This is a genomic window from Erwinia sp., from assembly GCF_031978025.1.
In the GTDB taxonomy this organism is placed as follows: domain Bacteria; phylum Pseudomonadota; class Gammaproteobacteria; order Enterobacterales; family Enterobacteriaceae; genus Erwinia.
In genome coordinates, this window is sequence record NZ_DALZCD010000019.1 from 1 (window position 1) to 26,079 (window position 26,079).

Below are 26,079 nucleotides of genomic sequence, written 5' to 3' on the forward strand. Positions count from 1 at the left end.
GTATCAGCTGCCGTGGGCCGCTGACGTTCAGATAGGGCAGGCTTTTCCGGAAAGCTCTCTGGTTGCTTCACCCAACGCCGAGCAGGCTCGCGTACTCTCATTACAGGAGCAGCGGCTTGAGCAATCGCTGCGCCTGATAGCTCAGGTCGTTAATGCGCGCGTTCACGTCAGCTATCCCCCCTTTAATAACGATACGAGCGGAAAAAAAGCCACCGGTCACGTCGGCGTGCTTATTTCCTATAAAGGCGAGATTGACGATAATTTGTTTATCTCGCAGATCAAAACGTTAATCAAAAATAGTTTCGATGACGTGCGCTACGAGAATATTTCGGTGGTTCTGTTTCCCGCCCCGGTTATCCAGTACGTTGCGCCGACCAGAGTACCCGCCAGCATCCCTGCACTGTGGATTATCCTCTTTTCCGCTATGACTTTGTGCGCAGCCGGCACGGTAGGCTTCATGCTCTATAAGCTTAGCCGCCGACCGCCCTCATCACAGGATAACGCTGCCGACCTGATTGAAGACGAGGCCGCAAAACCATGAGAGTCGGCGATCCGCGCATAATGTCCATTTTATACGCCCCTGCAAGCTACACGCATCGCAGCCACCTGCCGTTGATATTTCAGGCGAGTGAAATCCGGGAAGACAGGCTACTTAATTTCTGGTTGCTGAGGCGCGGCAAACTCTCTGGACTACCCGCACACTGGCAGCCCGACGAAGCCACGTGTTCGCTATTACTTTCGCACTGGCATCTGATCCCCCTTGCCGCACATTTGATTGGTGGCTATCTGCAGCGGAACAGACTGCCTGAAATGGGCGCTGTGCTGATGTCTGACCCGCGTCTGCTGGCCTTTATCTCTTTGCCGCTGCTTCACGAGGTAATTCTTGATGAAAGCGATATCCCGTTTGATACCGCTTCCTGCGGCGCAACGTTCCTTCTGGGGCAGTTCCCAGGGTTACCTTCCGCGCTGCGACAGCGTCTGATGCTGCACTTCCCTTCCGGCATGGTGCTTGCGCAATTCGCGGCCCCTAAAACGCTAAACCACATTAATTTGCTACGAATGGCCTTCACCTATGCGCACCATTACTCTTGATGAGTTACCCGAAGACCTGCATCGCCTCGCGGTGATTAAGTCTTCTGAGCGAACCCGCCATCAGCGGATGGCCATGGCGCTGGAACGTACCCTAAATCGCTGCAGTGAAATTCATGCCGAATATGAGTTACAGACGGTCAGGCTGCGTGAAAGCTGTGAGCGGCAAGCGTTCCAGACCGGTTTTGAGCTATTTTTCTCGCAGCTGGTGACGCTCCTTGACGAGTATCAGCGCCAGCAGCAAAAGCGGCAGGAGATATTTCGCCAGCAGATCGCCACAGCGCTCAACCAGTCTCTACACGATCCGATGATCGTTGAGCGCATTATCCATCACCTTCAGGAGCAGTGTGGGCATCAGAAAGCGCTGCGCATCATTATTCCCCGGGCGGTAAAACTGCCGGACGACGCAGATATCTCGAACTATCTGTATACCGATGATAATCACATCACCGTGCAAAATGACATGGATGCGGTGCGTTTTCCTAGTGAAACGCTTTGCCATAAGTGGCTACAGCAGGCGGATGAAAAGACCGCCGGTTTTAATGAAACTATCAACAACCTGATGCCCGACATGCTTCGCAATCTGGCAGGGAAACTCATCGCCATGAGCCACCGGATGCCTTCAGAAACTATTAACTCAGATAAGGATGAAAACAATGAGTAGCATCGACAGTATTGCCTCTTCCTCGCCGTACGTTAAAGACGTTAAAGACGTTAAAGACGTTAAAGACGTTAAAGACGGTGAATCGTCGCATGAGAGCTTTAACGATAAAGTGCTCCACTATTTCCAGCAAAATAAGCCCGACAACAAGCTGAGTGATATGATGGATCAAATGCGGGCACTTTCCCCCGGTAAGAAAATATTTATGTATCAATTGAACGAAGCGCTGCTCTACTCTGATGCCCATTTGCGCAATACTGATGAGTACAAAGATTATGCGAACAAGGTGCTGGACAAGCGCACTTTGCAGCTGCTCAGCTTGAATATGCTTTTTAATAATATGATGTATGAAAGCTTTACCGAGACCGACAGCGAACCGTGGTTATAACCTTCTCTGCTATTAATCCCGGCACAGTGCCGGGCATACAAATCATGAAAATAAAATCATTTACGCCCGTAGCTTTAACCTTATCTCTTTTGTTCTCCCCTTTTGCTACAGCACAAAAGGTAGATTGCGTTGTCGAAGCCGCGCAGTGCTTCCAGATTAACCCCCTGCTGATTAAGGCTATTATTTGGCAAGAGTCCAGAAACTGTCAGCAGGCTATGAATCGCAATACAAATAGCACCGTTGATGTTGGCATTATGCAAATTAATACTGTGCATTTTAAGGCCCTAAAGTCCCTGGGCCTTGATGAAGCTTTGTTGCGAGAGAATAGCTGCGCTAATGTTTTTTCAGGTGTCTGGGTGCTTAAGCAAAGTATTGAGCGCTATGGTTATACGTGGGATGGAATCGGTAACTATCATTCTAAGACACCCGTGCATCATGACAGATATGTCAAAAAAATCATTTCCCTGATTGCACATCAAACGGCGGTCATTGATAAAATAGAAGTGGCCAGACAAGAAGGCATCCGCGAGCATTTTGTCTGTCGATAAATGAGGCGTAAGAAATATGATCCTATCCGCGTAATGTGGACATGGCCCTAATTTTTCTGGTTGATGCTGATTTTGTCATGAGTCACCTCTGATTGAGAGTTTACTCACCTGGTCACGTGTCCACTGTTCGTGAATAAGATCAATAACGCAAGCATCTTGCTTGCGTTTTGGCATCAGTATGACGAGGCCGCAAAGTCGATAAGCTTCAACAGGCAATCTACTAAAAAATAATAAAAAAGTTCATTACGCTGTTTAATTTTTGTCTATTAATAAATTCTAAGAAATAACATCTAACATTATTAATTATTTTGACGTATATGTTGCAGCGTGACGCAGTGAGTGCTTAACATATTCGCCTTAGGGTGGCAGATTGCCTCTTCAGACGTGTTGCAACAGTACAAAAAATTATTGCCTACCGGCGGGGTGAGGTTAGCTAAGGGCATCTGGCCAATAGCATTATAATTTTTAATAAAATCTATCGGGTTACTTTTTGCCGTTATGGCAACAAAAATAAGACTAAAAAAAAGCACAGCTATCGCACTTAAAAATAACGTCTGTGGTGAAAATTTCTTTCTGTCAGGCACGCCTCTGGGAGCAGAATAAGGGATGACCGACATAGAATTAGCACTCAAGGGAATGACGTTAATCATCGACTGGGTTGAAAAGGAAGCGTTATCTACTTCGATTTTTTCAGGAAAAGAAGACTCAAAGCCAGGTTTATTGGGTTCTGTTTCAGGCTCTTCCCAGCAGGGCTCGACCGTGAGTTGATACCCTAGCTTTGGAATAGTGACAATAATACTCTTCGCATCATCCCCCAGGCTTACTCTTAAAGAACGGATTATCTGTGCAATACTTTGCGAAGTTACATAACTTCCCCCCCATACTTCAGCAAGAAATTCAGCCTGAGAAACCGGCTCAGGGTATTTTTCGCAAAGTAATGCAAGCACATCTGACTGTTTTTTCCTTAATTGTAAAATGGAATCGTTTTGTTGCAGTGTTCTATATTTTGGATTAAATGTAAAATTAAGAAAGTAAATTTTCCCTGCACTTACTAAGCATTTTTTCATTTCAAACCTCTTTGGTTTTTAGCTTTATGAATGAAGGTGCTTTCAGAAAAACGCATAAGTTAATATCTCAATACACGATCTTAAATATCATCTGGCAAATTCTCAGATGACAAGAATCCAACTTATTTATAATTTTATTCTAACAAACCAACGGGGAATAATGTCTTCCATGATGCACACATCAGAATTAATTTCGATGCAAATTTACTATGAGCGCAATAATAAAGTACCATTCAAATCGCAACATGTGAAATTGTTTTCAACGATCGGTGTGTACTGGTCAATAGCCAAAACAAATCACTCATTTTTATTTTTAGGAAAATATTTTTAGCATTTCATCCTTATAATAAACACTGGAAAATGACGTGCCTGTCGCCACTGAAATTAATGCCTTCACGTCACATAAATATTAACTTTTCCTGAATAATAACTAACAATATGAATACATATTATGAGAAGGTAATACTTAACACACTCTTTATACACTCTTTTTTCTTGCAGGCAGAAATATAACACTCACTGATAAGACGCTCTATCAAAAAATGCCTCAAGCGAAAAAGCGTTTTTTAGAAGAAATTCTCTGGAGGGAACTATACGATTTAGCACATTGTTACATTATCTATTTAATTGAAACTCGGAAATAAATCATGTCTAATTCATTAAGCGTACGTGACCAAAATAGCTTTATTTCATCCTATAAAAGCTTACTTAACGACAGTGACAAACGCATTCATAAAAGCGATATCAACACGCTGAACAGAATCCTCAATAAATGCGATAAAGTTGAGGTCGGCCAGCTGCTAATGACAAAAATGGAATCATGTCCAAAAGACCCTGCGGCGTTAAAAAATACTTTCAGTAAGTTATTTGACAAGCTTGAATCGCAGAATTCCAAAATGCACGATAAGAAAGAAGAGAAGCTTAAAAACATTCAACAGAAGCTTGCCCCGGTCGTGCAGGACATTCACAAAAATGAAATAAATGCTCACAATGCCAAAGTAAACGGTGAGATTAAAAACCTTGCTGATGATCTCCAACTCATTTCAAGAAATGTTTCTCAGGAAAAAAATGAGATCGCCAAACTTCAGGAAAAAATTATCAATGCCGATGTGCAGATTAAAAAACTGCATAATGAGATTAAACCTCTGGCCGATGCGCTAAAGAACACCCCCCCGGAAGACTTTGCGGCCAAAGATGCCAGGCGCTTAAAAGATACTGAAGCAAAAATCAGTAAACTCGAGGCCCAAAAAAATGCCGAAATCAGTACATTAAATAAGAAAATTGCCGTGCAGGAAAATAGCCGTGCGGCTTTACTCGATTTTGCAAGGAACAAAGGTGTAAGCGGTGCCGAGCAGGATCTGATTAAAGCTGAGAGCGGCGCAATTTATGATAATCGCGATATGGGCCTTGGCACTATCAGCTGGCGTGAACATCTGGGCAGTGATAAATATGCCATCAAGCACTTCGGTTACGATTTAAAAGAAGGCCGCCGCCAATTTTCTGATCCCATTAAAGTGCCCAACCATGAGGGTAAGCAGTGGCAAAAACTGGTGCAGAACGTCGATGAAGCGCCAAAAAACATCAAGGATCTGCAAAGACAAATATCGCAACTCAAGAATGAATATAAAAGTAATATTGGTCAGGTTAAGCTTGAGAACCGTCTTTCTGCCAAACAGGATATTGAGCAGCGTATTAACTCTAAACAAGAAGCTATTCACTCATTAGAAATGAGCAAGGAAATGGTATCAGGTCAAATTAAATCATGCCATAAATATATATCTGTGCAGGAAGCCAGGAAGACTCCGCTCATAGTGAAAATGGACGAGCTTAAGTCACAGATAAAATAAGACAGCTAAGTCGTTCTGTTTTTCATAAGGTAAAATCCACGCCCCGGCGTGGATTTCATCCCGATTGTATAAATCTATCTACTAAGTTGCCTACATCGTGCGGGATGACTTGCCCGTCTGCCAGCGCTTTAACGTGGCAACATCTCTGGCGACGGGCATTGCCTCGGCGGCACCTGAAATTTTGGATAAGCCCTACATCGATTCATGGGGTCGCGCTTACGGTAATATGTCCGGCCAGCCTATGCTGATTTTTGAGGCGGATATTGAGAAACTGCAGGCCGTTTATCGCAAAGCACTTGAAAGAGAAGTGACGATCGCTCCCTACATTTATGCCATGTTTTCTACCGGCCATGACGAGGCTAACCGCGAGGTGTTTCTTGCCGCAGATGCAGATAATTTGGATCGGATAGGGCTGGGGATCCGGGGTCCCAGAAAAGCCGTTGATAAAGTCATAAAGGGTTTATCACTGCATAAATAGCTTTTCCCTTGAGGCGTGGCCGGGCCTTTTTAAGGGCCGCCGGAACGAATAGGGTTTTTTGACCCGTTATTACCGCTAGCGGATTGATTGCGCAAAACGGCTTTTATCTCCGGCGGCTTTACCAGCCACGTTTTTATGGAGAACACGCTATACGATCTGCAAAATAAGAAAAAATTCTCTTAAGGCAGGGGCGGTTAACTGTTTCATTGAGGGAGCTAATAATGCAGGTTTTACGAAGGGCTGCTGCAGATAATATTGACATCTTACCAATAAAGTATCGTCTTTTTTGAGGGCAGCGTTAATACGTCCGAAGAAAAAGGAAGACTAAAAGTAAGTGATAGCTGCCTCTTTAAATTTACTGAATAAAGCAGTAAACCTGATGGCTACCCATCAGGTTTACAAATAGATTCCCTGGCGCTGGCAAGAAGACTGGAGACAGTATTATTATGTGGTGCTTTATACAGATAACTTAATCTTACTGCCTGTAATAAGTCAACAAAAAAAGAGACAAACCTGCTGCAAAAATGGATACAAAAACGCAAGATTATGGATAATCATTTGATTTTTAACAATTAAAGTAAAAACACATCTACAGTAAAACAGACAAAATCAGGTCTGACCTGTCTACTGTTGCTCTTGCCCTCATTGAATAACATTAATTTTACTTATAAAATGCGGCGCATGACGGCAACCGGACGCTTATCATGAAAACCTCAGCCCTGCAAAGAAAAACAAATATAATCAATAACATAGATTACATCATCAAAAGCCGGGGCGAGACAAAAGTCTCTTTCGCCAACCGGACCGGCGTTACGCGCGCCACGCTGTATAAAATACTGGATGGCAAGGTTAATAACGTACAGCGCTCTACCATCACGCGCATTGCCGATTTCTTTGGCGTATCGTGCGACATTATTGAAAATCACGATCTGCGCTCTTTCGAAATGATCGAAAACACGCTGTCGCCCGACGGCGATAAAAACCCTGCTGCCGTGCCCGTTATTCCTCAATCGGCTTTTTTGCGCTGTGTGGATAAAAGAGTAGGTCAGCTGATCGCACACTATCCCGTCACCTGGTTTTTCGGCGAGGTCGCCAACACGGTGGCGCTACAGGTTGAAAAGAATCTGGGTAACCTGTTTTTCCCAGGTGACGTCCTTATTATCAAACGCCATACGCCACCACAGGAAAAACAGCTGGCGCTGTTTTCCTCCCCGGGCCACGCGTTGTTTGTCGGAAAAGGTGGCAGTGAGGCGATTTCTGGTGCTGAGAATGCTTCCCTGCTGGGCGCCATTATCGAAGAAAGAATTCAATAACCCTAAGGACCGTTCTGCATGGAACAAAACAAGAAGTATAAGCTGTTGGGCTTTACTCGCTCGGATGTGATTACGGCCAACGTGATGGTACTGGCAACCGGCAAGCACATCAGCATCGGTCTGCCTGAACTGGAAAGCAGCGAGATCGCGGAGGATTTTAATCGCCATGAACTGAAATCCCTTTACCGCCGCCTTTACGGTGACAGCAGCACCGTAACGTCATACGACATCGGCGACAGGCATGAACGTTCCTGGTATGCCTATCTCATCATCAGTATTGCGCTGACGGTAATTTATACGCTCAGCACCGTAAGCGGCGTAAAGCCGGTTCTGATCCCTGTGGTTAATTTTGTTGTGCCGCCCGCCATCTTCTTTTATCCGCTCTCTTTTATTTTGGTCGATATCATCAATGAGTTTTACGGTCTGAGAATGGCGAGAAGGACGATATTGATTTCATTTATCGCTAATACACTTTTTGTCGCGGGTCTGTGGCTGACCAGTCTTTTACCCGGGCTGAAAGAGTGGGAGCTGAATATCTCCTACTCTACTTTTGTCGACAGCATTGTTTCCGTACTGTTCGCCTCTTCCGCCGCCTACCTTGTGTCGGAAAATATTAATTCGCTGATCCTGTGCAAAATAAAAGAGCTGACCAACTCGCGTTTTCTGTTTGTTCGCGTGTTGACCAGCAATGTGATCGCTTCGGCCCTCGATAGCGTGATTTTTTGTACGCTGGCTTTTCATAACGTGCTTAGCGTGGCGACGATTAAAACCATGATTATTTCGCAGTTCATTATCAAACTGGGCTACGCGCTGCTGGGCGTCGGCCCTATTTACGCGACCCGTGAACTGTTCAGGCGCTATATCAACAAAGAAAAACAGATCCATCGCGTAGAGGAAGGAATATGAAAACAGAAGAAATTACCCTATTGGGCAAAAGTACCGGTTATGTTCAACATTACGCGCCCGAGCTGCTGGAGGCGTTACCGCGCTTGCGCGGCCGCCAGGAAATTGGCCTGACGTCGGCGGATTTGCCCTTTTCCGGCTTCGACATGTGGACCGGTTTTGAGCTTTCGTGGCTTAACGCTAAAGGCAAGCCCGTGGTGGCTATCGCCGAATTCTGGATCCCGGCCACCAGCCAGCATCTGATTGAGTCAAAATCTTTTAAGCTTTACCTTAACAGCTTTAACCAGACCCGCTTTGCTACGCCAGAAGAGGTCGCCGCCACGCTGGAAACCGATCTCTCGCAGGCGGCAGACGGCAGCGTGAAGGTCAAACTCTATCCTGACTTACAGGGCTATGCCGCTTTTGCCGCCGCCCAGCCCGGCGAGTGCATCGACCATATTGATATCGCCGTTGAAAATTACGATTTTTCTCCGCAGCATCTTCAGGACGCGGCAGCCGGCGCTCCGGTTACCGAAACGCTTTCCTCAAATCTGCTTAAGTCTAACTGTCTGGTAACCAACCAGCCCGATTGGGGCAGCGTGGTCATTCGTTACGAAGGCCCGCAAATCGATCGGGAAAAACTGCTGCGCTATCTTATTTCGTTCAGGATGCACAATGAGTTCCACGAGCAGTGCATTGAGCGCATCTTTACCGATATCAAACACTATTGCCGTCCGGAAAAGCTGAGCGTGTTCGGCCGTTATACCCGCCGGGGCGGCCTGGATATTAACCCTTTCAGAAGCGATTTTGAAACGCTTCCCACCACTGGCCGCCTCGTCCGTCAGTAATGTTCGTCAGGAACAGCTCCGCCTGTTCCTGTTTATTACCCTGGATAAAACAGGCACGTCCGTGCCTGCTTACCTACACGCCCAGCCGGTCCCGGATACTGTAATAAGCTGCCCCCATCGCCGTTAGCGGAATACGCATATTGCGGCCGCCCGGGAACGGGTAGTGCGGTAGTCGGGCAAAAGCGTCAAAACGCTCGGCGTCACCGCGCAGCACTTCCGAAATCAGCCGACCAGCCAGATGGGTACAGGTGACGCCGTGCCCGCTGTCGCCCTGCATGTAGTAAATGTTGTTTTCCAGACGGCCAAACTGCGGCATCCGCGAGAGCGTAAGCAGAAAATTACCCGTCCAGCGGTAGTCGATTTTGACGCCTTTCAGCTGCGGAAAAGTTTTTAGCAGCTTTGGCACAATCAGCCGATCGATATCCTCAGGATCCCTTGCGCCATAGACCACGCCGCCGCCGTAAAGCAGGCGGTGATCGGCCGTCAGTCGGAAATAGTCCAGCAGATAGTTACAGTCTTCCACACAGTAATCAGACGCGATCAGCGATGCCGCACGCTCGGCTCCGAGCGGTTCTGTCGTCAGTACCTGCGTACCGCACGGCATACTGTGCTTCGACAACGACGGTTCCAGCTGGTTGCCAAGATAGGCGTTCCCCGCCACGATCACATAGCGTGCCGTTACCTCCCCTTTCGCCGTTTTCACTACGGCCGGGCTGCCGTGCTGGATAGTCACCACCGGCGACTGCTCGAAAATCCGACCGCCGTTCAGCACTATCGCCTGCGCTTCGCCAATTGCCAGATTTAACGGGTGGATATGGCCGCCACGCTTGTCCAGCAGCGCGCCAACATAACGATCGCTGTTCACCTCCTGCCGGATCCGATTGGCGTCCAACAGCTCCAGTTGGTCGTTGCCGTAACGCTCCCAGTTCTGCTTCTGCTCTTCCAGCGTGGCGAACTGGCGGGCGTTCAGCGCCACAAAAAGCCCGCCTGGCCGGTAATCGCAGGCAATTGAGTAACGTTTAATACGTTCGCGAATAATCTCGCCGCCTTCAAACATCATGCTGCCCAGCATGCTGGCGGCCTCTTTACCGTAGCTTTTTTCAATCACATCCACGTCACGGCTGTAAGAGTTAACGACCTGACCGCCGTTGCGCCCGCTGGCACCAAAGCCCACTTTTGCCGCTTCAAGCACCACAACCTGATAGCCGTTTTCCGCCAGATGCAGCGCCGATGAAAGCCCGGTATAGCCTGCCCCAATAATGCAGACGTCGCATGAGATCGCCTCTTCCAACGGTGAAAAAGGCGTGTAGGCGTTGGCGCTGGCGGCATAGTAGCTTTGTGTATGTTCAGTCATGATACGGCTCCAGAGAGATCCAGACGGATGTCGGTTTGGTGAATGTTCCCGGCGTGCGTCGCGCCTTTTGCCGTACTGTATGTCGGCCAAAGGCACGGGTGCCGTTATTGTGGTTCACAAAGGCGGAGCCGCTTTAGGGACAGGCCAGCGAGAAAACGTCAGAAGGTGGTAGGCGTATGGGCGCTGATAATCCGGCAAATTTTTGCCGACGTATTGCTGAAGCTGTGCGGAATGCCGGTGTTGATAGCGTAGCTCTGCTGCGCCACCAGATGATAACTCTGGCCATTAAATTTCAGCACGACTTCCCCTTCCAGTAAGGTGCCTATCTCTTCCCCCTGATGCTTGATTCGCTCTCCTGTGGTCGTGCCGGGCTGATAAGTTTCAATCATCATGGCCAGCGTGCGGTTCGGCGCGCCATTATGGATAAGCCTCATGGAGACGCCCTGACTGCCGATCTCAATCAGCTCGTCAGGGTTAATCACGACCTGAGGCTCCCGTGTTTCCGGCTCCGCAAAAAATTCAGACAGTGACAGCCCGTATACCTTTAACAGCTTTTGCAGCGTACTGATGGCCGGGCTGACCTTGTCCTGCTCAATCGTGCTGATGGCGCTGTGTGTTAATCCAGACAGTTCGGCAACCCGACGCTGTGACAGCCCCTGTTGCTGGCGGATCCCGGCCAAACGCTTGCCTGGTGCCAGGCCGTCATTGTTCATAAACGCAATTCCTTCAATGTGAGTCAGAGCTGCTGCTTTTCAGCGTGATGCTGCTGACATGCCGTGATAAAGCCTTCAAGTAGCAGGCGTGACAGCGCATATTCGCTGCTTTTCCATTCCGGATGCCACTGTACGCCCAGTGCGTAAGGATGGTCGCGTACGCTGACGGCTTCTGGCAACCCGTCCTGCGAATACGCCTCCACGCGAAGCGTCGGGCCGAGGGTTTTTGCGCCCTGCCCGTGCAGCGAGTTTACCCAGAATGTTTTGCTTTCGGGTATCAATTGCGAAATTAATCCGCCCGGCTGGATTTTGATCTCGTGGGAAGGCGCATATTGCTGATCTATCGGCAAATCCGGATCCTCACGATGTTCAAGAAACTGCGGGTGATCGCAGAGGCGACGGTAAAGGGTTCCCCCCGTGGCGACCACCAGCTCCTGCAAACCGCGACAAATGGCAAAAAGGGGAATGCGCCTTTCGAGCACCTGCGCAATCAGCGCAATGCTCAGAAGATCTCGCCCGGGATCGGCGTCAGGCTCATCGCCGTTTTCACCATAATGGTGCGGCTGCATATTACTGGGGCTGCCCGGCAGCAACACGCCATCAAGCAGCGGCATCACTCCTGCCAGCAGTTCCGGCTCTGCCAGCGCGTGCGGCAAGGCGACAGGTAAACCGCCCGCATCCAAAACCGCATCCAGGTACTTATTTTGCAAGGTATGACTCTGCTGGCCTTTGACGGGGTTGCTGCACATCACCACCCCGATAATCGGCCTGTAAAATATATCGACCATGCTTCACCTCTTGTGGCGGGCTGACTGTTTACAAAAGCGTCTTAAATTACCATAAATGCACACTATTTCCGCTGCTTTGTATTTTGATAACCCTTTTTTAAATCAAATGCAACATTTGACAAACAATTTGTTTCCGTCCAGATTCTTTTTGTGTGCATTATATTTAACAACATGCACGTTCCTGTCATCCCACACAAAGCCAACAGCGGTGAATCATGGAAACTAATCTTGCAGCAGTGGAAACCAGACAGCCGGAAGAAAGACGGGGCAGCGCCTTTGTCAGAGAAGTGGAAACTTATCTGACGCGCTATCCGGAAACGCATTATGTCGACGTCATGTTGACTGACCTGAACGGCTGTTTCCGCGGAAAACGTCTCCCGGTAGCGGCGCTACGTAAGCTGGAAAAAGGCTGTTATTTTCCCGCCTCCGTGTTCGCAATGGATATTTTGGGCAACGTGGTAGAAGCGGCAGGACTGGGCCAGACGTCCGGCGAACCTGACCGTATCTGTGTGCCCATCCTCGGTACGCTGACGCCCTCGGCTGCCGATCCGCAGACTATCGGCCAGCTGCTGTTGACGATGCTGGACGAAGATGGCGCTCCCTTTGACGTTGAGCCGCGAAATGTACTGAACCGCCTGTGGCAGCAGCTGCAGCAGCGTGGTCTGCACCCCGTGGTAGCGGTAGAGCTGGAGTTCTATTTACTGGACCGGCAGCGCGATGCCGAAGGCTATTTACAGCCGCCCTGCGCGCCCGGCACTCAGGATCGCAATATGCAAAGCCAGGTCTACTCTGTGGATAACCTCAACCATTTTGCCGCTGTTTTAAACGATATAGACGAGCTGGCAAGGCTGCAAAAGATCCCGGCAGACGGGGCGCTGGCGGAGGCCTCTCCCGGCCAGTTCGAGGTCAATCTGCACCATACCCGCCACGCGCTGGAAGCGTGCGACCATGCGCTGGCGCTGAAGCGTCTGATCCGGTTGGTGGCAGAAAAGCACCATATGCACGCCACCTTTATGGCCAAGCCTTACGAGGAGTACGCCGGAAGCGGGATGCATATTCATATCAGTATGCTGAATGACAAAGGTGAGAACGTCATGGCCGATCGACGCGGCAAAGATTCCTCCCTTCTGCAACGCTCACTGGCCGGAATGATAGCGTTGATGCCTGCTTCAATGGCTCTGCTGGCGCCCAACATCAACTCCTATCGCCGCTTTCAGGCCGGTATGTACGTGCCAACACAGGCCTCATGGGGGCACAATAACCGCACCGTTGCCTTGCGCATTCCGTGTGGCGATCGTGATAATCATCGTGTGGAATACCGGGTTGCGGGTGCGGATGCGAATCCTTATCTGGTCATGGCGGCCATTTTTGCCGGCATCCTCTACGGCCTGGATAACGATTTGCCACTGCCGCCGAAGGTTGAGGGAAATGGCCTGGAGCAGGACGGCCTGCCTTTCCCTATTCGCCAGAGCGACGCCCTGTGGGAATTTGCCCAGCACGAGGCGCTTTGTCGCCATCTGGGTGAGCGCTTCAGCCATGTCTGGCACGCCTGTAAGAGCAACGAGCTGGCTCAGTTTGAGCGGTTGATCACAGATACGGAAATTGACTGGATGCTGAAAAATGCCTGATGGTGACTGGCCTCAGGAAAAGCCTTACCCGTGCGTGTCCCGTCAGGAATCGGGCGCGCGACCTGCCGGTTTTGCCGGTTTGATCCGACCGCCGCCAAAGGAAGCCCGGGCGGCGGCACGCCTTACCTCATGAGGTTTGGAAATGGCATATCTGCCCGCCCCGTCTACCGCCACGCCCGCTGTTGGCCTCTTCCCGCCCCACCGCAAGGGGATTATTAATGGCTGATATTTCCGAAGAAAGCCCGGCGAAACCGGGACTAAGAAAGTCGTTGAAGCTCTGGCAGATTGTCATGATGGGCCTGGCTTACCTGACTCCGATGACGGTGTTCGACACTTTCGGCATTGTTTCCGGCATCAGTCACGGCCACGTCCCTGCCTCCTATCTGCTGGCGCTGGCCGGCGTATTATTTACCGCCGTCAGCTATGGCAAGCTGGTACGTCAGTTTCCCGAAGCTGGCTCTGCGTACACCTATGCGCAGAAGGCGATCAATCCTCACGTCGGCTTTATGGTGGGCTGGTCATCGCTGCTGGATTACCTGTTCCTGCCGATGATAAATGTGCTGCTGGCAAAAATTTATCTTTCCGTCCTGTTTCCGTCCGTACCACCCTGGATATGGGTAGTGGGATTCGTGGCGATCATGACCGCCGCCAACCTGAAAAGCGTCAGCCTGGTAGCCAACTTCAATACGCTGTTTGTGCTGGTTCAGGTGGCTATTATCAGCGTGTTTATTTTTCTGGTCATCCACGGGCTGTACCGCGGTGAAGGGGTCGGCACGGTCTGGTCGTTACAGCCTTTTATTAGTCAAAATGCGCATCTGCTACCGATTATGACCGGCGCGACCATCGTCTGTTTTTCTTTTCTAGGTTTTGATGCCGTCACTACACTGTCTGAAGAGACGCACAACGCCGGAAAAACCATTCCGCGAGCTATCTTTCTGACCGCACTCTACGGCGGGCTGATTTTTGTTGCCGCCTCGTTCTTTATGCAGCTCTTTTTCCCTGATATCAGCCGCTTTACCCATCCCGATGCGGCGCTGCCAGAGATCGCGCTTTACGTGGGCGGCAAGCTGTTTCAGTCTGTTTTCCTCTGTACCACCTTTATCAACACGCTTGCTTCCGGCCTGGCGTCTCATGCCAGCGTTTCCCGTTTACTTTACGTGATGGGCCGGGACAACGTTTTTCCGTCAAAGGTATTCGGCTACGTGCACCCAAAATGGCGCACGCCAGCGCTTAACGTAATAATGGTCGGCATCGTGGCGCTTTCCGCCCAGTATTTTGATCTGGTAACGGCGACAGCGCTGATTAACTTCGGCGCGCTGGTGGCCTTTACCTTTGTTAATCTTGCCGTATTTAACCATTTTTATCGCCGGGAAGGCCGCAGTCGCAGCTGGAAAGAGAAGCTGCATTATCTGGTGCTGCCGATGGTGGGCGCCGCTACGGTCGCGATATTGTGGATCAATCTGGAGGCAACATCGCTAACGATGGGATTGATTTGGGCGGTACTCGGCTTGCTGTATCTGACGTGGCTGACGCGCCGCTTCCGCCAGCCGCCGCCGCAGTTTAACAAGCTGCGATCGGAAGCCGCCGGAAAATAAGCGGATTGATAGCCGCATCGCGGCAGCCAGATGAAGGGCCAGCAAACCTCTCTCCGGCTGCATAACGCAGCCGGAGAAGCATTACGCTTTCAGGATTGAGGTCAGAATATTCAACGAGCGGCTGAACTGCTCGTCCGGGATAGTCAGCGGATAAAGGAAGCGGATCACATTACCGTGCACGCCGCAGGTCAGCAGGATCAGGTTCTGCGCCAGCGCACGTTGCTGAATATCGCGGGCGATAGCGCTGTCCGGTGCGCCGGTGGCAGGATTATTGAACTCTACCGCAATCATCGACCCCCGACCGCGTACCTGCGCAATGGCAGGATGCTGCGTTGCCTGAAGAGCTTCACTGAGGGCAGCACCCAGCCGTTCGGCACGAAGGCACAACTGTTCTTCCTCAATAATATCCAGCACCGCGTGGGCCGCTGCCACCGCAACCGGATTACCGGCATAGGTACCACCCAGCCCGCCTGGCCCCGGCGCGTCCATCACTTCGGCACGGCCGACCACGCCGGAAATCGGGAACCCCCCACCCAGGCTTTTTGCCATGGTGAGCAGGTCCGGCTTCGCATCCGGGTAATATTCGCTGGCAAATACTTTGCCGGTACGCGCAAAGCCCGTCTGGATTTCATCTGCTACCAGCAGAATGCCGTGCTCGTCGCACAGGCGGCGCAGTGCGCTGACAAACTCCGGCGGCGCAACGTTAAATCCCCCCTCGCCCTGAATCGGCTCAAAGAGAATGGCGGCGACTTCCTGCGGTGCGATATCGCAATGAAAGATATCGTCCAGGCTTTTAAGCGCATCTTCCACGCTTACACCGTGCAGCTCGTTGGGATAACGGGCATGGAATACCGAACCGGGGAAAGGCCCGAACCCTGTTTTATAAGGCGCCACCTTGCCGGTCAGCGCCATCGTCATCATGGTGCGGCCGTGAAAAGCGCCGGTAAAGGTAATGACGCCAGGACGCCCGGTCGCGGCGCGGGCGATTTTCACCGCGTTTTCAACAGCCTCTGCGCCGGTAGTGAAAAAAGTGGTTTTCGCTTTGCCCGCCACCGGTGCCAGGTCGTTCAGGCGCTCCGCCAGCGAAATGTAATTTTCGTAAGGGATAACCTGGAAAGCCGTATGGGTGAAGCGGGTCAGCTGCTGCTGTACGGCGGCAATCACTTTTGGATGGCGATGGCCGGTATTTAATACGGCAATCCCTGCCGCGAAGTCGATATATTCACGCCCCTGCGTATCAATAAGCGTGGCGTTTTCAGCCTGCTCAACCAGAAAATCACACATTACGCCTACACCGCGCGGTGTGGCGTCCAGACGGCGCTGACGGATAGCCTCGTTCATGTTTTATTCCTCGTGACGGGAAGGCGGGTTGTCTCTGAATTACCTTGAGTTTTAGCGCTGATGGGGTGCTATTATCCAGAGCCAGTTTTGACTATTTTAGGGAGCCACTTTGCGCACACTCGTCGGTGATCTGGTTGCCTGCCAGCTTGGGCAGGCGGCAGCGGGTACGCTGGGCAAGCGTCTTTATGACGCTTTACAGCAATCCATTCAGCGAGGAATGGTGGCGCCCGGTACTCGCCTGCCCGCCTCGCGCGATCTGGCAGCAGAGCTAGGCATATCGCGTAATACGGTGCTGGCTGCGTACGAGCAGCTACAGTCGGAAGGCTACCTGACTGCCCGCGCGGGCAGCGGCACCTTTGTTAGTGCAGAACTGCCGGAAAGCGATCTTTCAGCAGTGGAACGGATCGTTTCCGCCGGGGACACTTCCGAAAAGATCGCGCTTTCACGACGGGGTGAACAGCTGCTGAACCGCGCCGGGGCCAGCCAGCGTCAGTGGGGGGCCTTTATGCCCGGCGTACCGGACGTGCGCCATTTCCCGCATAAAACCTGGCATAAAATTACGCGCCGCCTGAACCTGCGGCTTCCGGTAGAAACGCTAAGCTACTCGCAGCACGGCGGCTATGCGCCGCTGCAACATGCGCTGGCGGATTACCTGCGCGTGGCGCGCTCCGTAAAATGCACGCCAGAGCAAATCCTGATCGCTTCCGGGACGCATCAGTCACTGGATCTGCTGGCGAAAATGCTCTGCAATCCCGGCGATCGGGTGTGGGTAGAAGAGCCAGGCTACTGGGGGCATCGCAGCGTGCTGGAGATTAATGGATTAAAAACGGTGCCTGTTACAGTTGACGGCGAAGGCATGACGCTGCCGACAGACGGCGTTCCGCCACGGCTGATTTGCGTGACGCCCTCTCATCAGTACCCGACCGGCGCTGTTATGGGCATGGCCCGTCGTCAGGCGCTGCTTCGTCAGGCGCAGGCCTGGGGCAGCATTATCATTGAGGACGATTACGACAGCGAGTTTCGCTTTGGCGAAAGCCCGGTTCCGGCACTACAGGGGCTGGCGCAGGACGAGAACGTCATTTATCTCGGCACCTTCAGCAAAACGCTTTATCCGGGGCTGCGCACCAGCTATATGGTGGTGCCCCACTCGCTGACGAGCCGTTTGAAGATTGCGCATTCCGAACTTTACCGGGGCGGTTATGGCCTGACCCAGCTGGCGCTGGCGGAGTTTATTCGCGAAGGCCACTATGCGGCACACGTTCGTCGTATGCGTCAGCTTTACAGCCAGCGGCGCGAAGCGCTGGTCGAGGCGATTCGTCGGGAACTGGGCGCGGAATTTATCGGTCAGGACAGCCATGCCGGACTGCATCTGATCCTGGCGCTGCCGCAGGAAATTGACGACGTGGCCCTCGCTTATACGCTGGAGCAGCAAAACGTCTGGACTCGTCCGCTTTCGCTTTACTATAGGGGCGAAGCGAAAAGACGCGGCCTGATCCTGGGCTATGCCTGCGTAGAGGCAGAAGCGATGGCAGAGACCTTTATGCCTGTCGCCCACGCCCTGCTGGCGCTGCTGGATAAATAATCGGCCTCGGGCCGTTTCCCGCCTGAAAAAGCAGACGTCTGACGCACGATACACCTGAAGAGTTAGCAACGCGCCTTTCGGACTTTCTATTGAATGAAGGGCTGGTGCATCAGAAAGCTGACGCATCGGGACTCGCCTACAGCGGAGCAGGCTTTCGCCCACCAGCCTGACTAAATTACCCCCTTACCGACAGCGGGGTGCCGCCACTGCAGACCGCTTTTGTCAGGCGGACGATGGCTTCTTTCGTCTCCTGAAGCCCTGAGGCCGACCGTCAGTTTGCCTTTAGCCTTTCAGGCGGTTTTTTCGTAAATCGTGCGTAATTCCGCCTCGCTCAGCACATTTTCATCGGTAAAAAAGGCCAGAAGAGAGGTGCGAAAGGCGGCAAACGACGAGGCTTCCTGTTCCTGCTTTTCCTCCCCGTACAGGGTCAGATGCCGGTTAAACATATTAGTCTGTTGCCCGTTAATTATTTTCGCCATCATCAGATTATGGCGAAATAACGATGTTTTAAAGGTCGCAACAAAATGGCTGGCGACAAGAATATCTGCCTGCTCGCAGGCGTAATCGGCAAACCGGTACATCAGGCGCCATTTCCCACCGCTTTTAACCGACAGCAGCCACTCTTCCGCGCTAAAGCGCTTAAGGCAAAAGCCCTGCTGCTCGCCCTCCTCCAGCCGTAAGGGTGCAGTCAGGCTGACGCCGCCAAATCCTACATCCGCCAGATAGCGCACGCCATCCAGTGCCACGGTCAACAGCATATGCGTTTGCGGCGTCGCGTCTGGCTTCTCTTGACCCCATACCACGCGCGCGAGATGTGCCGTAACGCTGAAACCTATCTCTTCCAGGATCTGCCGGAACAGCAGATTATGCTCAAAACAGTAGCCGCCACGCTTTCTGCTCAGCAGCTTTTCGGCAATCTGTTCCACATCGATACTGACCGGCCTGCCCAGTAAAACCTCTATATTTTCAAAAGGAATAAGAGAGGGCCAGCGCTGATGCAGCAGGCTAAGCGTGGCGAAATCAGCGCTGGCCGGCGTGGAGAGAGCGGCCAGTTCAGCAAAGCGGGAAAAGTAGTGGCGATTCATACGGGCTTATTCATCACGTTAAAACGCCATGTTAACAGTTTTATTCGGCAAGAAACGACAGGCTACTTTTCTTCGTTAAAGACGATCCCCAGCTGCCTGCGCACTTCATCCATCGTGGTAAGCATTAGCAGTGACGTATCCAGCGAGCGCACTGGCGAATCGGTTATTCCCTGCCCCACGCACCAGGCGAAATGATCCGCCTCATGGTGAAGCTGGGCATAACGGTTATCCGGCTCCTGCCAGCGTAGCATCCTGTTGTCCTGACTGGCGGCCATGACGAAACCGCCCGGTGCGTAAAATTGCCCCTCCAGTACGATCGTTGCTTCACTGCCGGCAATGACCGCTCGTCCCGGCGTATTGCTGAACAATGTGGTGTTCAGTACGGAATGCATCCCGCTTTTATGCTGTAACAGCATAGAAGCCTGCCCGTTAACGCCGCTTTTCGCCGGCTGACCGCTGGCCTGAATAAACGTCGGCGCGCCGCCGGTCATCATGCTGAAAGCGATAAGATAGCTGCCTAAATCCAGCATCGTGCCGCCTGCCAGATCCGCATTAAAGATGCGGTGATCGGGGGTGAAAAATTCGCCGTGATCGGCAATTAACGTATGCAGCTCGCCCAGCGCACCATCAGCAAGCAGCTGACGCAGTACGCTATATTTTGGCGTAAAGTCACACCACATCGCTTCCATACAGAGCACTTTTTGCCGCCGCGCTTCCGCCTTCAGCTGCGCGCCTTCGGCTGCATTAAGCGCCAGCGGCTTTTCGATCAGCACATGCTTGCCCGCCTGTAGCGCCTTCAAGCCATCGGGGAAATGATGGTTATGCGGCGTGGCGATATAAACCGCATCCAAATCCCGTACGGCCAGCAGTTCATCCAGCGAAGTCATGGCCTGCGGAATCGCCCATTTATCGGCAAACGCCCGGGTTTTTTCGCCGTTGCGCCCTGCCACTGCCACCAGTTTTTGCCTGCCGGCCTGCTGCAGCGCTTTAGCAAAATGCTCGGCAATCCAGCCTGGTCCCAAAATCCCCCAGCGCAAAGCCGGTATGGCATCAGGTTCAGGAAGATGAGGGACAGGTAAAGAAGAGGGAAACATGCTGACTCCTTGCGTAATGTAGGTCGTCCGGATAAGAGACGAAAAATGCCGGTTTTCCCGACTTTCTCAACACTATAAGGGGATAAATGACAGGAGGTGGCGACCCGGTTGATGGAAAACCCTCAGCCCTTTTCTTTCTGTCAGCCGGCAACAGCGAAGCGGTTAGCCTGGCGAAAAAGCGCGGGAGGCGGTAAGCTCGCCGCCACCATTCCAGTAAAAAAACCGCTATGAAACGCAAAACTATCGCTATTGTGGCCTTGCTGGCCGCGGCCGTTGGGCTTTACCTGGCCTTTTCTTCTCATAAACAGGATCCGCACTACTATGCCGCTGCCTGCGTGGCGATTAAGGATCTGCATGAAACGCCTGATTCGGTGGGATTCCCGGACAAATTGCGCGACGTTATCATCAATGAAAACGCCTCTTATGCGGTAGATAAAGTGGTGTTTGATCAGCATTCGGCGCAGGGAGCAATCCAGCGTTACCATCAGCTGAGCCAACAGGATAAAATCCGGGCTCAACAGAGTATGGACGACTGTTTAAGCGTGATGTTGCCAAAAGCGAATCCCTGACGCGCGGCAGCTCGTCAATGACGGGCCGTTAGTCACCTAAGGGATGGATTAGCTTTGTTGTAGCATCCTTCACTCGCCATGCCGGATGATGACAAACGTTCGCCCGGGCTTTGGTATACGTTCAGTCGCCCTATCCAATTTTTAACGGCCCTGAAGTGATTTGTCGCTTTTTTATGTATGTGGCTGCAGGGGCTTTATTTTCAACCCATTCTGAAGCGGGCCAGGCTCACGTGCAGGGTATTTTGCTACCAAATTAAATCGTGCTTATTAAACGCAGCAGCAAACCGCTACACCGCTAACGCGCTATTAATTAAAATTTGTAAAATAAAAGAATCCTCTCAGACGCTATTAATTAATAATATTTAACTCACTTATTGCGCATTTATCTGTAAATCAACAGGCCGGCGAAATTTCAGATGATTTCGGAGTAAACTAACCTTATTAAAAAAATCATAAAGCTATTTGCTATCTTCTGATAAGAGTGGAAAGGAAAATGCAGGCTGCATACTATTACGTGACTCAACGTTCGGAACAAATGGACTTTCACTTACTCCACCGGCGCGGCTGCCATAAAATGTCCGTAAAAGATAATTTGGCGTTTATTGGCACCTGCTATGCCCCTCTTCAAGCCTTAACCGTTGCCAAAATTCGCTTCGGGCACCGGGTTAAAGCCTGCTATTTTTGCTGTCAGGAATCGCAGGATCGCACAAATTCTTTTACTCCTCCTCACCCATAAATAATGTCTCAAAGCGCTCATGCAGATAGTCAGTAAAACGACGGATCCTTTTTGGCGTCTGCCTGGCCTGGGCATAAACCGCATAAATGTCCGCCGACGGCAGCGAATATGAGGTGAGTACCTGAACCAGTTTCCCGGCCAGGATAGCGTCACGCGCATCCCACCACGAACGCTGGATAAGACCGTGCCCGTCCAATGCCAGACGCATGGCAACCTCACCATCATTGGTCGTCAGGCTTCCCTGCACTTTCTGGCGCTGCTCTTCGCCCGCCTGGCTGAATCGCCATATAGCGGCATCCGATTCATGCTGGCGCAGCACAATACAGTTATGTTGTGCCAAATCTTCAATCTTTCGGGGTACCCCGTGACGTGCCAGATAATCCGGCGAGGCGCATATCACACGACGGTTCGCAGCAATACGACGCGCGATCAGACGAGAGTCCGGCACGCTGCCTACGCGAATATCCACATCAATGCCAGCATTAAGAAAGTTCAGGGGCTGACTGGAAAGCTGTAAATTAAGGGATAAAGCCGGATGTTGCGTGGCGAACTGTGAAACCAGCGGCGCAACGTAGCGACGTCCAAACCCAAAAGAAGCATTGATATTTAAGGTGCCATGCAGCGTAGCGCTTTCGCTGCCCAGCTCTTCTTCCAGCTGTGCGAGCTGGCTGAGAATAGGTTCCGCGCCCTCAGCGTACAGGATGCCTTCCGGCGTCAACTCCAGCCGTCGGGTGGTTCTTCTGACCAGCTGTACACCCAGCTTTGCTTCCAGGTGCGTCAGTCGTTTACTGACGGCAGGCAGGCTTAAACCCAGCTCCCGGGCCACCTCCGTCAGGCTTGAAAGCCGGGCAACGCGTATAAAAAAATGCAGGTCTTCACTGGTTGTCGCCAACTCTTTACCTTTAGTTAACATTGCATTGAATTCCAGCCTAATTATTTAAACATAATGCTGCAATAGACTCGGAGCGGAAAGTTAACTTTGCTGGAGAAACGCCATGACAGTAGCAAAATACAACATTGCCGTGATCCCGGGCGACGGAATTGGTAAAGAAGTGATGCCGGAAGGCGTCAAAGTGCTCAGCGCCGCCGCAGAGAAGTTCGGTATCGAGCTGGAGTGGGTCTGGTTTGATTTTGCCAGCGCCGAATATTATCAGCAGCACGGAAAAATGCTGCCGGACGACTGGCTCTCCTTGCTGAAGCCCTTTGACGCTATCTACTTTGGCGCTGTCGGCTGGCCTGAAACCGTGCCGGATCACGTCTCGCTTTGGGGATCCCTAATCCAGTTTCGCCGTCAGTTTGATCAGTATGTTAATTTGCGCCCGGTCAGATTGCTGGCCGGCATCAAATCCCCCCTGGCGGACCGTCAGCCTGGTGACATTGACTTTTATGTGGTGCGTGAAAACACCGAAGGTGAATATTCCAGCGTCGGAGGCGTCATGTTTCCCGACACGAAAAGGGAAATTGTTATTCAGGAAACGGTAATGACCCGTACCGGTGTCGACCGCATTTTAAAATTTGCTTTTGACCTGGCGCAAAAACGCCCGGCCCGCCACCTGACTTCTGCCACCAAGTCCAACGGTATCGCCATTACTATGCCATGGTGGGACAGTCGCGTAGCGGCAATGCAGCAACACTATCCCGATCTGACGGTGGATAAATATCATATTGATATCTTAACGGCGCATTTTGTGCTGCATCCGGACCGGTTTGATGTGGTGGTTGCCAGCAATTTATTCGGTGATATTCTCTCCGATTTAGGGCCAGCCTGTACCGGTACCATTGGGATTGCGCCTTCCGCTAACATCAATCCTGAACGCACCTTTCCCAGCCTGTTCGAACCGGTGCACGGTTCGGCACCGGACATTGCCGGAAAAGGCATCGCGAATCCAATAGGGCAAATCTGGTGCGGCGCGATGATGCTCGAACACCTGGGCCACGACGAGGCGGCGGAAGCGGTAGTAGCGGCAATTGAACGCGTGCTGAGTAAAGAAGATAAATTACAGTTAACGCCGGATATCGGTGGCACGGGGAAAACATCGGACGTAGGTAACGCCATCGCTATGGCGCTGTAAATGATAAAGGGGAAAGGCGACTTTCTCCCTTTGCTGAACATCGCAATTATTCCTCTCGCTGCCCCGGAAAACGCATCTAATAAGAGACTATTCTCATTAGAAAACAAGCTGAACATGAAACAGAAAATATTATCAACTTATTCCTGACTAAGCCTAATTCTGGCTGACAGAGTTGCTGCAAAATGCGGTTCGCAGCCCGGGTATGATAAAAATGAATGACATGTCGCTGGTCTGCTATAAAGAGATTTTGAACCTTTGTTCCGGCTTTAACAGCAGCACTTTGGCGTCGCGGTATCCCCCATCGTGGCATGCAGCATCGTCTTCTTCACGCCTGTAATAAAAAGGCAGAAGGTCACCAGACCTTCTGCCAGTCCATTACTCGCTAACGCGATAGCGTTCCAGCCAGTGCGCATACGGTGCAGGCAGCACCCATGAAGGCTGCTCTTTTTTCAGTGCACGTGCGGCCTGATAGGCCCAGTTAGGGTTAGCCAGGTGGGCTTTACCCACCATCACCAGATCGAGCTGCCCTTTTTCAACGGCTTCGTTGGCAATCAGCGGCGCATCAATTCCCCAGGCAGAAGCAACGGGTATCTCCGCTTCATGGCGTACGCGTTCGGCAACAGGCGCCAGAAAAGCGGGTCCCCATGGAATATTGGCGTCCGGTGTGGAAAAACCGATGCTAACGCTGAGCAGATCCAGACCGCTCTCACGGAATTTTTTCGTCAGCGTAATTGCCTCTTCCAGGGTTTCTTCGTCACGGCCATCGTATTCGATTACGCCGAAACGCGCCGTCAGCGGCAGGTTATCAGGCCACTGCTCACGCACGGCGGCCAGCGTTTCCAGCAGGAAGCGGCTGCGTCCTTCCAGATCGCCACCATACTGGTCCTGACGCTGGTTGGCATGCACGGAGAAGAAGCTCTGTGCCAGATAGCCGTGGGCGAAATGCAGTTCCAGCCATTCAAAACCCGCGTCGCGCGCGCGCTTTGCCGCTACCGCGAAATCATTGCGAACCCGGGCAATCTCCTCCAGCGTCATTTCGTGCGGTACCTGCGGCAGATTAGCGCCGAAAGCCGTAGCGGAAGGAGAAAGGGTTTCCCAGCCACGCGCATCGGTTTTCGCAATATGATCGTCGCCTTCCCACGGACGGTTAGCGCTGGCTTTGCGGCCTGCATGGGCAATCTGAATGCCCGGTACCGCACCTGCCGCCTTAATATCACGGGCAATAATTGCCAGTTTCTCAGCCTGCTCGTCGTTCCAGATGCCCAGGCAACCCGGCGTGATACGGCCTTCTGGCGCAACCGCCGTCGCTTCTACAATAACGAGGCCGGCGCCTCCCCGGGCCAGGCTGGCATAATGGACGCGGTGCCATTCGTTGCTCAACCCATCTTCAGCGCTGTACTGGCACATTGGCGGCACAGCAATACGGTTACGTAACGTCACGTCTTTTAAGGTAAAAGGAGAAAATAATCCTGGCATAATAAATCTCTTAATGGATGGCGGTAAAACAGATTGCCTGATAATAACGTCAGGTCAGTCGATTATTACGCCAATACTGACGACTTCACTAAGCGGTTAATGCTGGCACGCTATTCATAGAAAATTGAAAAAAACCCATAGAATCTGCCCGACCCGTTTTACGCTATCCGCGGTCTGCGAATAATGGACGGTAAAAGGAAGCATCCTTTGCGTATCTTTCCAGGCTGATTTGCCCCATTAAAAGCGTGTGTCCTACTGCTCAAGCCGCCCTTGGTGGGGTGACGATTTGTCCAGACAATGCCCGATCCGGCATCCTAAAAAGAGGCTCCCCGATCGATAATCGGACAGACCAGGCCATCAACGTTTACGGTCAGACCAGAACGACTCCAGGCCGCATTGCCAACACCGGCAATCTGTTGGAAATTGACGTTTCTCTTGCAGATAACGTTAAGGAAGAGTTTTTCTGTAGCGATGAGATCGCCACGGCAAAATAATGCAGGAATATAAGCATTATTAATGCGCACACTCTCTTTTCATAAATATCATTCATCAACGCTGCTCCGGCTGCGCCTGAAAAATCAACAGTAATAGAAGGTAATATTGAAAAATCAGCAGATTTATTTCTCCTTTACCGATTTTACTGTTGATATGTCGTTATGCGCGGGGTCTTCGGGGCGTAAAGAATGACCAGCCCCGGTTATTTACTAAAACCTGTCAGCATAAAGGATTCCGCCGGTCGGGACGCTTTTTACACCCATTCGATAAAATTTATTCCTCGAAACCGGGATGTCAAAAGGATTTCATCTCCCCGGCACCTGTCAGATGGGAACTAAAATATACATCCCGACTTTTTATTCATAATAAACATAAAAAACCATTGTTGAATTAGCGGCACCGGGCTGGACACGATCGGCAGTCTGGTAGT

Annotated in this window: 25 protein-coding genes; 15 read left to right on the forward strand and 10 right to left on the reverse strand. The window is 51.4% G+C overall.

What is annotated here, in order from left to right; translation table 11 throughout:
* From RTK32_RS02790 to RTK32_RS02810, 5 genes are all read left to right on the forward strand, one after another.
* On the forward strand, window positions 1-541 hold a 541-nt coding region (locus RTK32_RS02790), incomplete at its 5' end, for an EscJ/YscJ/HrcJ family type III secretion inner membrane ring protein (RefSeq protein WP_312041998.1).
* A gap of 20 nt (window positions 542-561) precedes the next feature.
* Entirely contained in the window at window positions 562-1,092 is a 531-nt protein-coding gene (locus tag RTK32_RS02795; protein ID WP_312041999.1) for a type III secretion protein, read from the forward strand.
* Complete coding sequence (locus RTK32_RS02800; RefSeq protein WP_312042000.1) at window positions 1,073-1,753, forward strand: type III secretion protein; 681 nt, start codon at window positions 1,073-1,075, stop codon at window positions 1,751-1,753. The genes RTK32_RS02795 and RTK32_RS02800 overlap by 20 nt, the downstream gene beginning before the upstream one ends.
* The gene (locus tag RTK32_RS02805; protein ID WP_312042001.1) at window positions 1,746-2,138 is read left to right on the forward strand and encodes a hypothetical protein; all 393 of its coding nucleotides are present in this window, start codon (window positions 1,746-1,748) and stop codon (window positions 2,136-2,138) included. Before RTK32_RS02800 ends, RTK32_RS02805 begins: the two co-directional genes overlap by 8 nt.
* A 44-nt stretch (window positions 2,139-2,182) precedes the next feature.
* Window positions 2,183-2,686: a lytic transglycosylase domain-containing protein gene (locus tag RTK32_RS02810; protein ID WP_312042002.1), complete on the forward strand. Its 504-nt coding sequence runs from the start codon at window positions 2,183-2,185 to the stop codon at window positions 2,684-2,686.
* A gap of 299 nt (window positions 2,687-2,985) precedes the next feature.
* Here the strand turns inward: RTK32_RS02810 and RTK32_RS02815 are convergent, their stop codons facing one another.
* The gene (locus RTK32_RS02815) at window positions 2,986-3,753 is read right to left on the reverse strand and encodes a winged helix-turn-helix domain-containing protein (protein WP_312042003.1); all 768 of its coding nucleotides are present in this window, start codon (window positions 3,751-3,753) and stop codon (window positions 2,986-2,988) included.
* Window positions 3,754-4,400: 647 nt separating this feature from the next.
* Between RTK32_RS02815 and RTK32_RS02820 the strand changes: the two genes are divergently transcribed.
* The 5 genes from RTK32_RS02820 (at window position 4,401) to queF (ending at window position 9,121) form a co-directional block, all read left to right on the forward strand.
* The gene (locus tag RTK32_RS02820; protein ID WP_312042004.1) at window positions 4,401-5,600 is read left to right on the forward strand and encodes a hypothetical protein; all 1,200 of its coding nucleotides are present in this window, start codon (window positions 4,401-4,403) and stop codon (window positions 5,598-5,600) included.
* Between the two features lie 94 nt (window positions 5,601-5,694).
* Window positions 5,695-6,078, forward strand: a complete 384-nt coding sequence (locus tag RTK32_RS02825) for a DUF2000 domain-containing protein (protein ID WP_312042022.1) — start codon at window positions 5,695-5,697, stop codon at window positions 6,076-6,078.
* A gap of 704 nt (window positions 6,079-6,782) precedes the next feature.
* Entirely contained in the window at window positions 6,783-7,391 is a 609-nt protein-coding gene (locus RTK32_RS02830; protein ID WP_312042005.1) for a helix-turn-helix transcriptional regulator, read from the forward strand.
* 18 nt (window positions 7,392-7,409) lie between these two features.
* The gene (locus tag RTK32_RS02835; protein ID WP_312042006.1) at window positions 7,410-8,297 is read left to right on the forward strand and encodes a queuosine precursor transporter; all 888 of its coding nucleotides are present in this window, start codon (window positions 7,410-7,412) and stop codon (window positions 8,295-8,297) included.
* Window positions 8,294-9,121 carry an NADPH-dependent 7-cyano-7-deazaguanine reductase QueF gene (gene queF / locus RTK32_RS02840; protein ID WP_312042007.1) on the forward strand — a complete coding sequence of 276 codons (828 nt, stop codon included), beginning with the start codon at window positions 8,294-8,296 and terminating at the stop codon, window positions 9,119-9,121. Before RTK32_RS02835 ends, queF begins: the two co-directional genes overlap by 4 nt.
* 73 nt (window positions 9,122-9,194) lie before the next feature.
* On the opposite strand, the gene RTK32_RS02845 is transcribed toward queF, so the two are convergent.
* From RTK32_RS02845 to puuD, 3 genes are all read right to left on the reverse strand, one after another.
* Window positions 9,195-10,475: an FAD-binding oxidoreductase gene (locus RTK32_RS02845; protein WP_312042008.1), complete on the reverse strand. Its 1,281-nt coding sequence runs from the start codon at window positions 10,473-10,475 to the stop codon at window positions 9,195-9,197.
* A 158-nt stretch (window positions 10,476-10,633) separates the two neighbouring features.
* On the reverse strand, window positions 10,634-11,188 hold the full coding sequence (gene puuR, locus RTK32_RS02850; RefSeq protein ID WP_312042009.1) for an HTH-type transcriptional regulator PuuR: 555 nt from the start codon (window positions 11,186-11,188) through the stop codon (window positions 10,634-10,636).
* 23 nt (window positions 11,189-11,211) lie between these two features.
* Window positions 11,212-11,976 (reverse strand): gamma-glutamyl-gamma-aminobutyrate hydrolase, encoded by a 765-nt coding sequence (gene puuD, locus RTK32_RS02855; RefSeq protein WP_312042010.1) that lies wholly within the window; start codon window positions 11,974-11,976, stop codon window positions 11,212-11,214.
* A gap of 215 nt (window positions 11,977-12,191) precedes the next feature.
* Here puuD and RTK32_RS02860 point away from each other — a divergent pair, with 215 nt between their 5' ends.
* Window positions 12,192-13,604: a glutamine synthetase family protein gene (locus RTK32_RS02860; RefSeq protein WP_312042011.1), complete on the forward strand. Its 1,413-nt coding sequence runs from the start codon at window positions 12,192-12,194 to the stop codon at window positions 13,602-13,604.
* 218 nt (window positions 13,605-13,822) lie between these two features.
* Window positions 13,823-15,199, forward strand: coding sequence for an APC family permease (locus tag RTK32_RS02865; protein ID WP_312042012.1), 1,377 nt, complete (start codon window positions 13,823-13,825; stop codon window positions 15,197-15,199).
* Window positions 15,200-15,280: 81 nt separating this feature from the next.
* Here RTK32_RS02865 and RTK32_RS02870 read toward each other — a convergent pair whose 3' ends face one another.
* Complete coding sequence (locus tag RTK32_RS02870; protein WP_312042013.1) at window positions 15,281-16,540, reverse strand: 4-aminobutyrate--2-oxoglutarate transaminase; 1,260 nt, start codon at window positions 16,538-16,540, stop codon at window positions 15,281-15,283.
* A 109-nt stretch (window positions 16,541-16,649) separates the two neighbouring features.
* Here RTK32_RS02870 and RTK32_RS02875 point away from each other — a divergent pair, with 109 nt between their 5' ends.
* Window positions 16,650-18,122: a PLP-dependent aminotransferase family protein gene (locus RTK32_RS02875; protein WP_312042014.1), complete on the forward strand. Its 1,473-nt coding sequence runs from the start codon at window positions 16,650-16,652 to the stop codon at window positions 18,120-18,122.
* A 290-nt stretch (window positions 18,123-18,412) separates the two neighbouring features.
* On the opposite strand, the gene RTK32_RS02880 is transcribed toward RTK32_RS02875, so the two are convergent.
* Both RTK32_RS02880 and RTK32_RS02885 read right to left on the reverse strand, forming a co-directional pair.
* Window positions 18,413-19,207: an arylamine N-acetyltransferase gene (locus RTK32_RS02880; protein ID WP_312042015.1), complete on the reverse strand. Its 795-nt coding sequence runs from the start codon at window positions 19,205-19,207 to the stop codon at window positions 18,413-18,415.
* 62 nt (window positions 19,208-19,269) lie between these two features.
* Entirely contained in the window at window positions 19,270-20,301 is a 1,032-nt protein-coding gene (locus tag RTK32_RS02885) for a Gfo/Idh/MocA family oxidoreductase (RefSeq protein ID WP_312042016.1), read from the reverse strand.
* A gap of 227 nt (window positions 20,302-20,528) precedes the next feature.
* Here RTK32_RS02885 and RTK32_RS02890 point away from each other — a divergent pair, with 227 nt between their 5' ends.
* Window positions 20,529-20,870: a hypothetical protein gene (locus RTK32_RS02890; RefSeq protein WP_312042017.1), complete on the forward strand. Its 342-nt coding sequence runs from the start codon at window positions 20,529-20,531 to the stop codon at window positions 20,868-20,870.
* A 716-nt stretch (window positions 20,871-21,586) separates the two neighbouring features.
* Here the strand turns inward: RTK32_RS02890 and RTK32_RS02895 are convergent.
* Window positions 21,587-22,519 (reverse strand): LysR family transcriptional regulator, encoded by a 933-nt coding sequence (locus tag RTK32_RS02895; RefSeq protein WP_312042018.1) that lies wholly within the window; start codon window positions 22,517-22,519, stop codon window positions 21,587-21,589.
* A gap of 82 nt (window positions 22,520-22,601) precedes the next feature.
* Here RTK32_RS02895 and RTK32_RS02900 point away from each other — a divergent pair, with 82 nt between their 5' ends.
* Window positions 22,602-23,678, forward strand: a complete 1,077-nt coding sequence (locus tag RTK32_RS02900) for a tartrate dehydrogenase (protein WP_312042019.1) — start codon at window positions 22,602-22,604, stop codon at window positions 23,676-23,678.
* A gap of 375 nt (window positions 23,679-24,053) precedes the next feature.
* Here the strand turns inward: RTK32_RS02900 and RTK32_RS02905 are convergent, their stop codons facing one another.
* Entirely contained in the window at window positions 24,054-25,154 is a 1,101-nt protein-coding gene (locus RTK32_RS02905; RefSeq protein WP_312042020.1) for an NADH:flavin oxidoreductase/NADH oxidase, read from the reverse strand.
* A 314-nt stretch (window positions 25,155-25,468) separates the two neighbouring features.
* Window positions 25,469-25,678, reverse strand: coding sequence for a hypothetical protein (locus RTK32_RS02910; RefSeq protein ID WP_312042021.1), 210 nt, complete (start codon window positions 25,676-25,678; stop codon window positions 25,469-25,471).
* Window positions 25,679-26,079 lie beyond the last annotated feature (401 nt).

Bases quoted from the DNA above. Each gene is read 5' to 3' on its own strand.
- RTK32_RS02795 (WP_312041999.1), top strand. From the start codon at position 562: ATGTCCATTTTATACGCCCCTGCAAGCTACACGCATCGCAGCCACCTG.
- RTK32_RS02800 (WP_312042000.1), top strand. From the start codon at position 1,073: ATGCGCACCATTACTCTTGATGAGTTACCCGAAGACCTGCATCGCCTC.
- RTK32_RS02805 (WP_312042001.1), top strand. From the start codon at position 1,746: ATGAGTAGCATCGACAGTATTGCCTCTTCCTCGCCGTACGTTAAAGAC.
- RTK32_RS02810 (WP_312042002.1), top strand. From the start codon at position 2,183: ATGAAAATAAAATCATTTACGCCCGTAGCTTTAACCTTATCTCTTTTG.
- RTK32_RS02815 (WP_312042003.1), bottom strand. From the start codon at position 3,753: ATGAAAAAATGCTTAGTAAGTGCAGGGAAAATTTACTTTCTTAATTTT.
- RTK32_RS02820 (WP_312042004.1), top strand. From the start codon at position 4,401: ATGTCTAATTCATTAAGCGTACGTGACCAAAATAGCTTTATTTCATCC.
- RTK32_RS02830 (WP_312042005.1), top strand. From the start codon at position 6,783: ATGAAAACCTCAGCCCTGCAAAGAAAAACAAATATAATCAATAACATA.
- RTK32_RS02835 (WP_312042006.1), top strand. From the start codon at position 7,410: ATGGAACAAAACAAGAAGTATAAGCTGTTGGGCTTTACTCGCTCGGAT.
- queF (WP_312042007.1), top strand. From the start codon at position 8,294: ATGAAAACAGAAGAAATTACCCTATTGGGCAAAAGTACCGGTTATGTT.
- RTK32_RS02845 (WP_312042008.1), bottom strand. From the start codon at position 10,475: ATGACTGAACATACACAAAGCTACTATGCCGCCAGCGCCAACGCCTAC.
- puuR (WP_312042009.1), bottom strand. From the start codon at position 11,188: ATGAACAATGACGGCCTGGCACCAGGCAAGCGTTTGGCCGGGATCCGC.
- puuD (WP_312042010.1), bottom strand. From the start codon at position 11,976: ATGGTCGATATATTTTACAGGCCGATTATCGGGGTGGTGATGTGCAGC.
- RTK32_RS02860 (WP_312042011.1), top strand. From the start codon at position 12,192: ATGGAAACTAATCTTGCAGCAGTGGAAACCAGACAGCCGGAAGAAAGA.
- RTK32_RS02865 (WP_312042012.1), top strand. From the start codon at position 13,823: ATGGCTGATATTTCCGAAGAAAGCCCGGCGAAACCGGGACTAAGAAAG.
- RTK32_RS02870 (WP_312042013.1), bottom strand. From the start codon at position 16,540: ATGAACGAGGCTATCCGTCAGCGCCGTCTGGACGCCACACCGCGCGGT.
- RTK32_RS02880 (WP_312042015.1), bottom strand. From the start codon at position 19,207: ATGAATCGCCACTACTTTTCCCGCTTTGCTGAACTGGCCGCTCTCTCC.
- RTK32_RS02885 (WP_312042016.1), bottom strand. From the start codon at position 20,301: ATGTTTCCCTCTTCTTTACCTGTCCCTCATCTTCCTGAACCTGATGCC.
- RTK32_RS02890 (WP_312042017.1), top strand. From the start codon at position 20,529: ATGAAACGCAAAACTATCGCTATTGTGGCCTTGCTGGCCGCGGCCGTT.
- RTK32_RS02895 (WP_312042018.1), bottom strand. From the start codon at position 22,519: ATGTTAACTAAAGGTAAAGAGTTGGCGACAACCAGTGAAGACCTGCAT.
- RTK32_RS02900 (WP_312042019.1), top strand. From the start codon at position 22,602: ATGACAGTAGCAAAATACAACATTGCCGTGATCCCGGGCGACGGAATT.
- RTK32_RS02905 (WP_312042020.1), bottom strand. From the start codon at position 25,154: ATGCCAGGATTATTTTCTCCTTTTACCTTAAAAGACGTGACGTTACGT.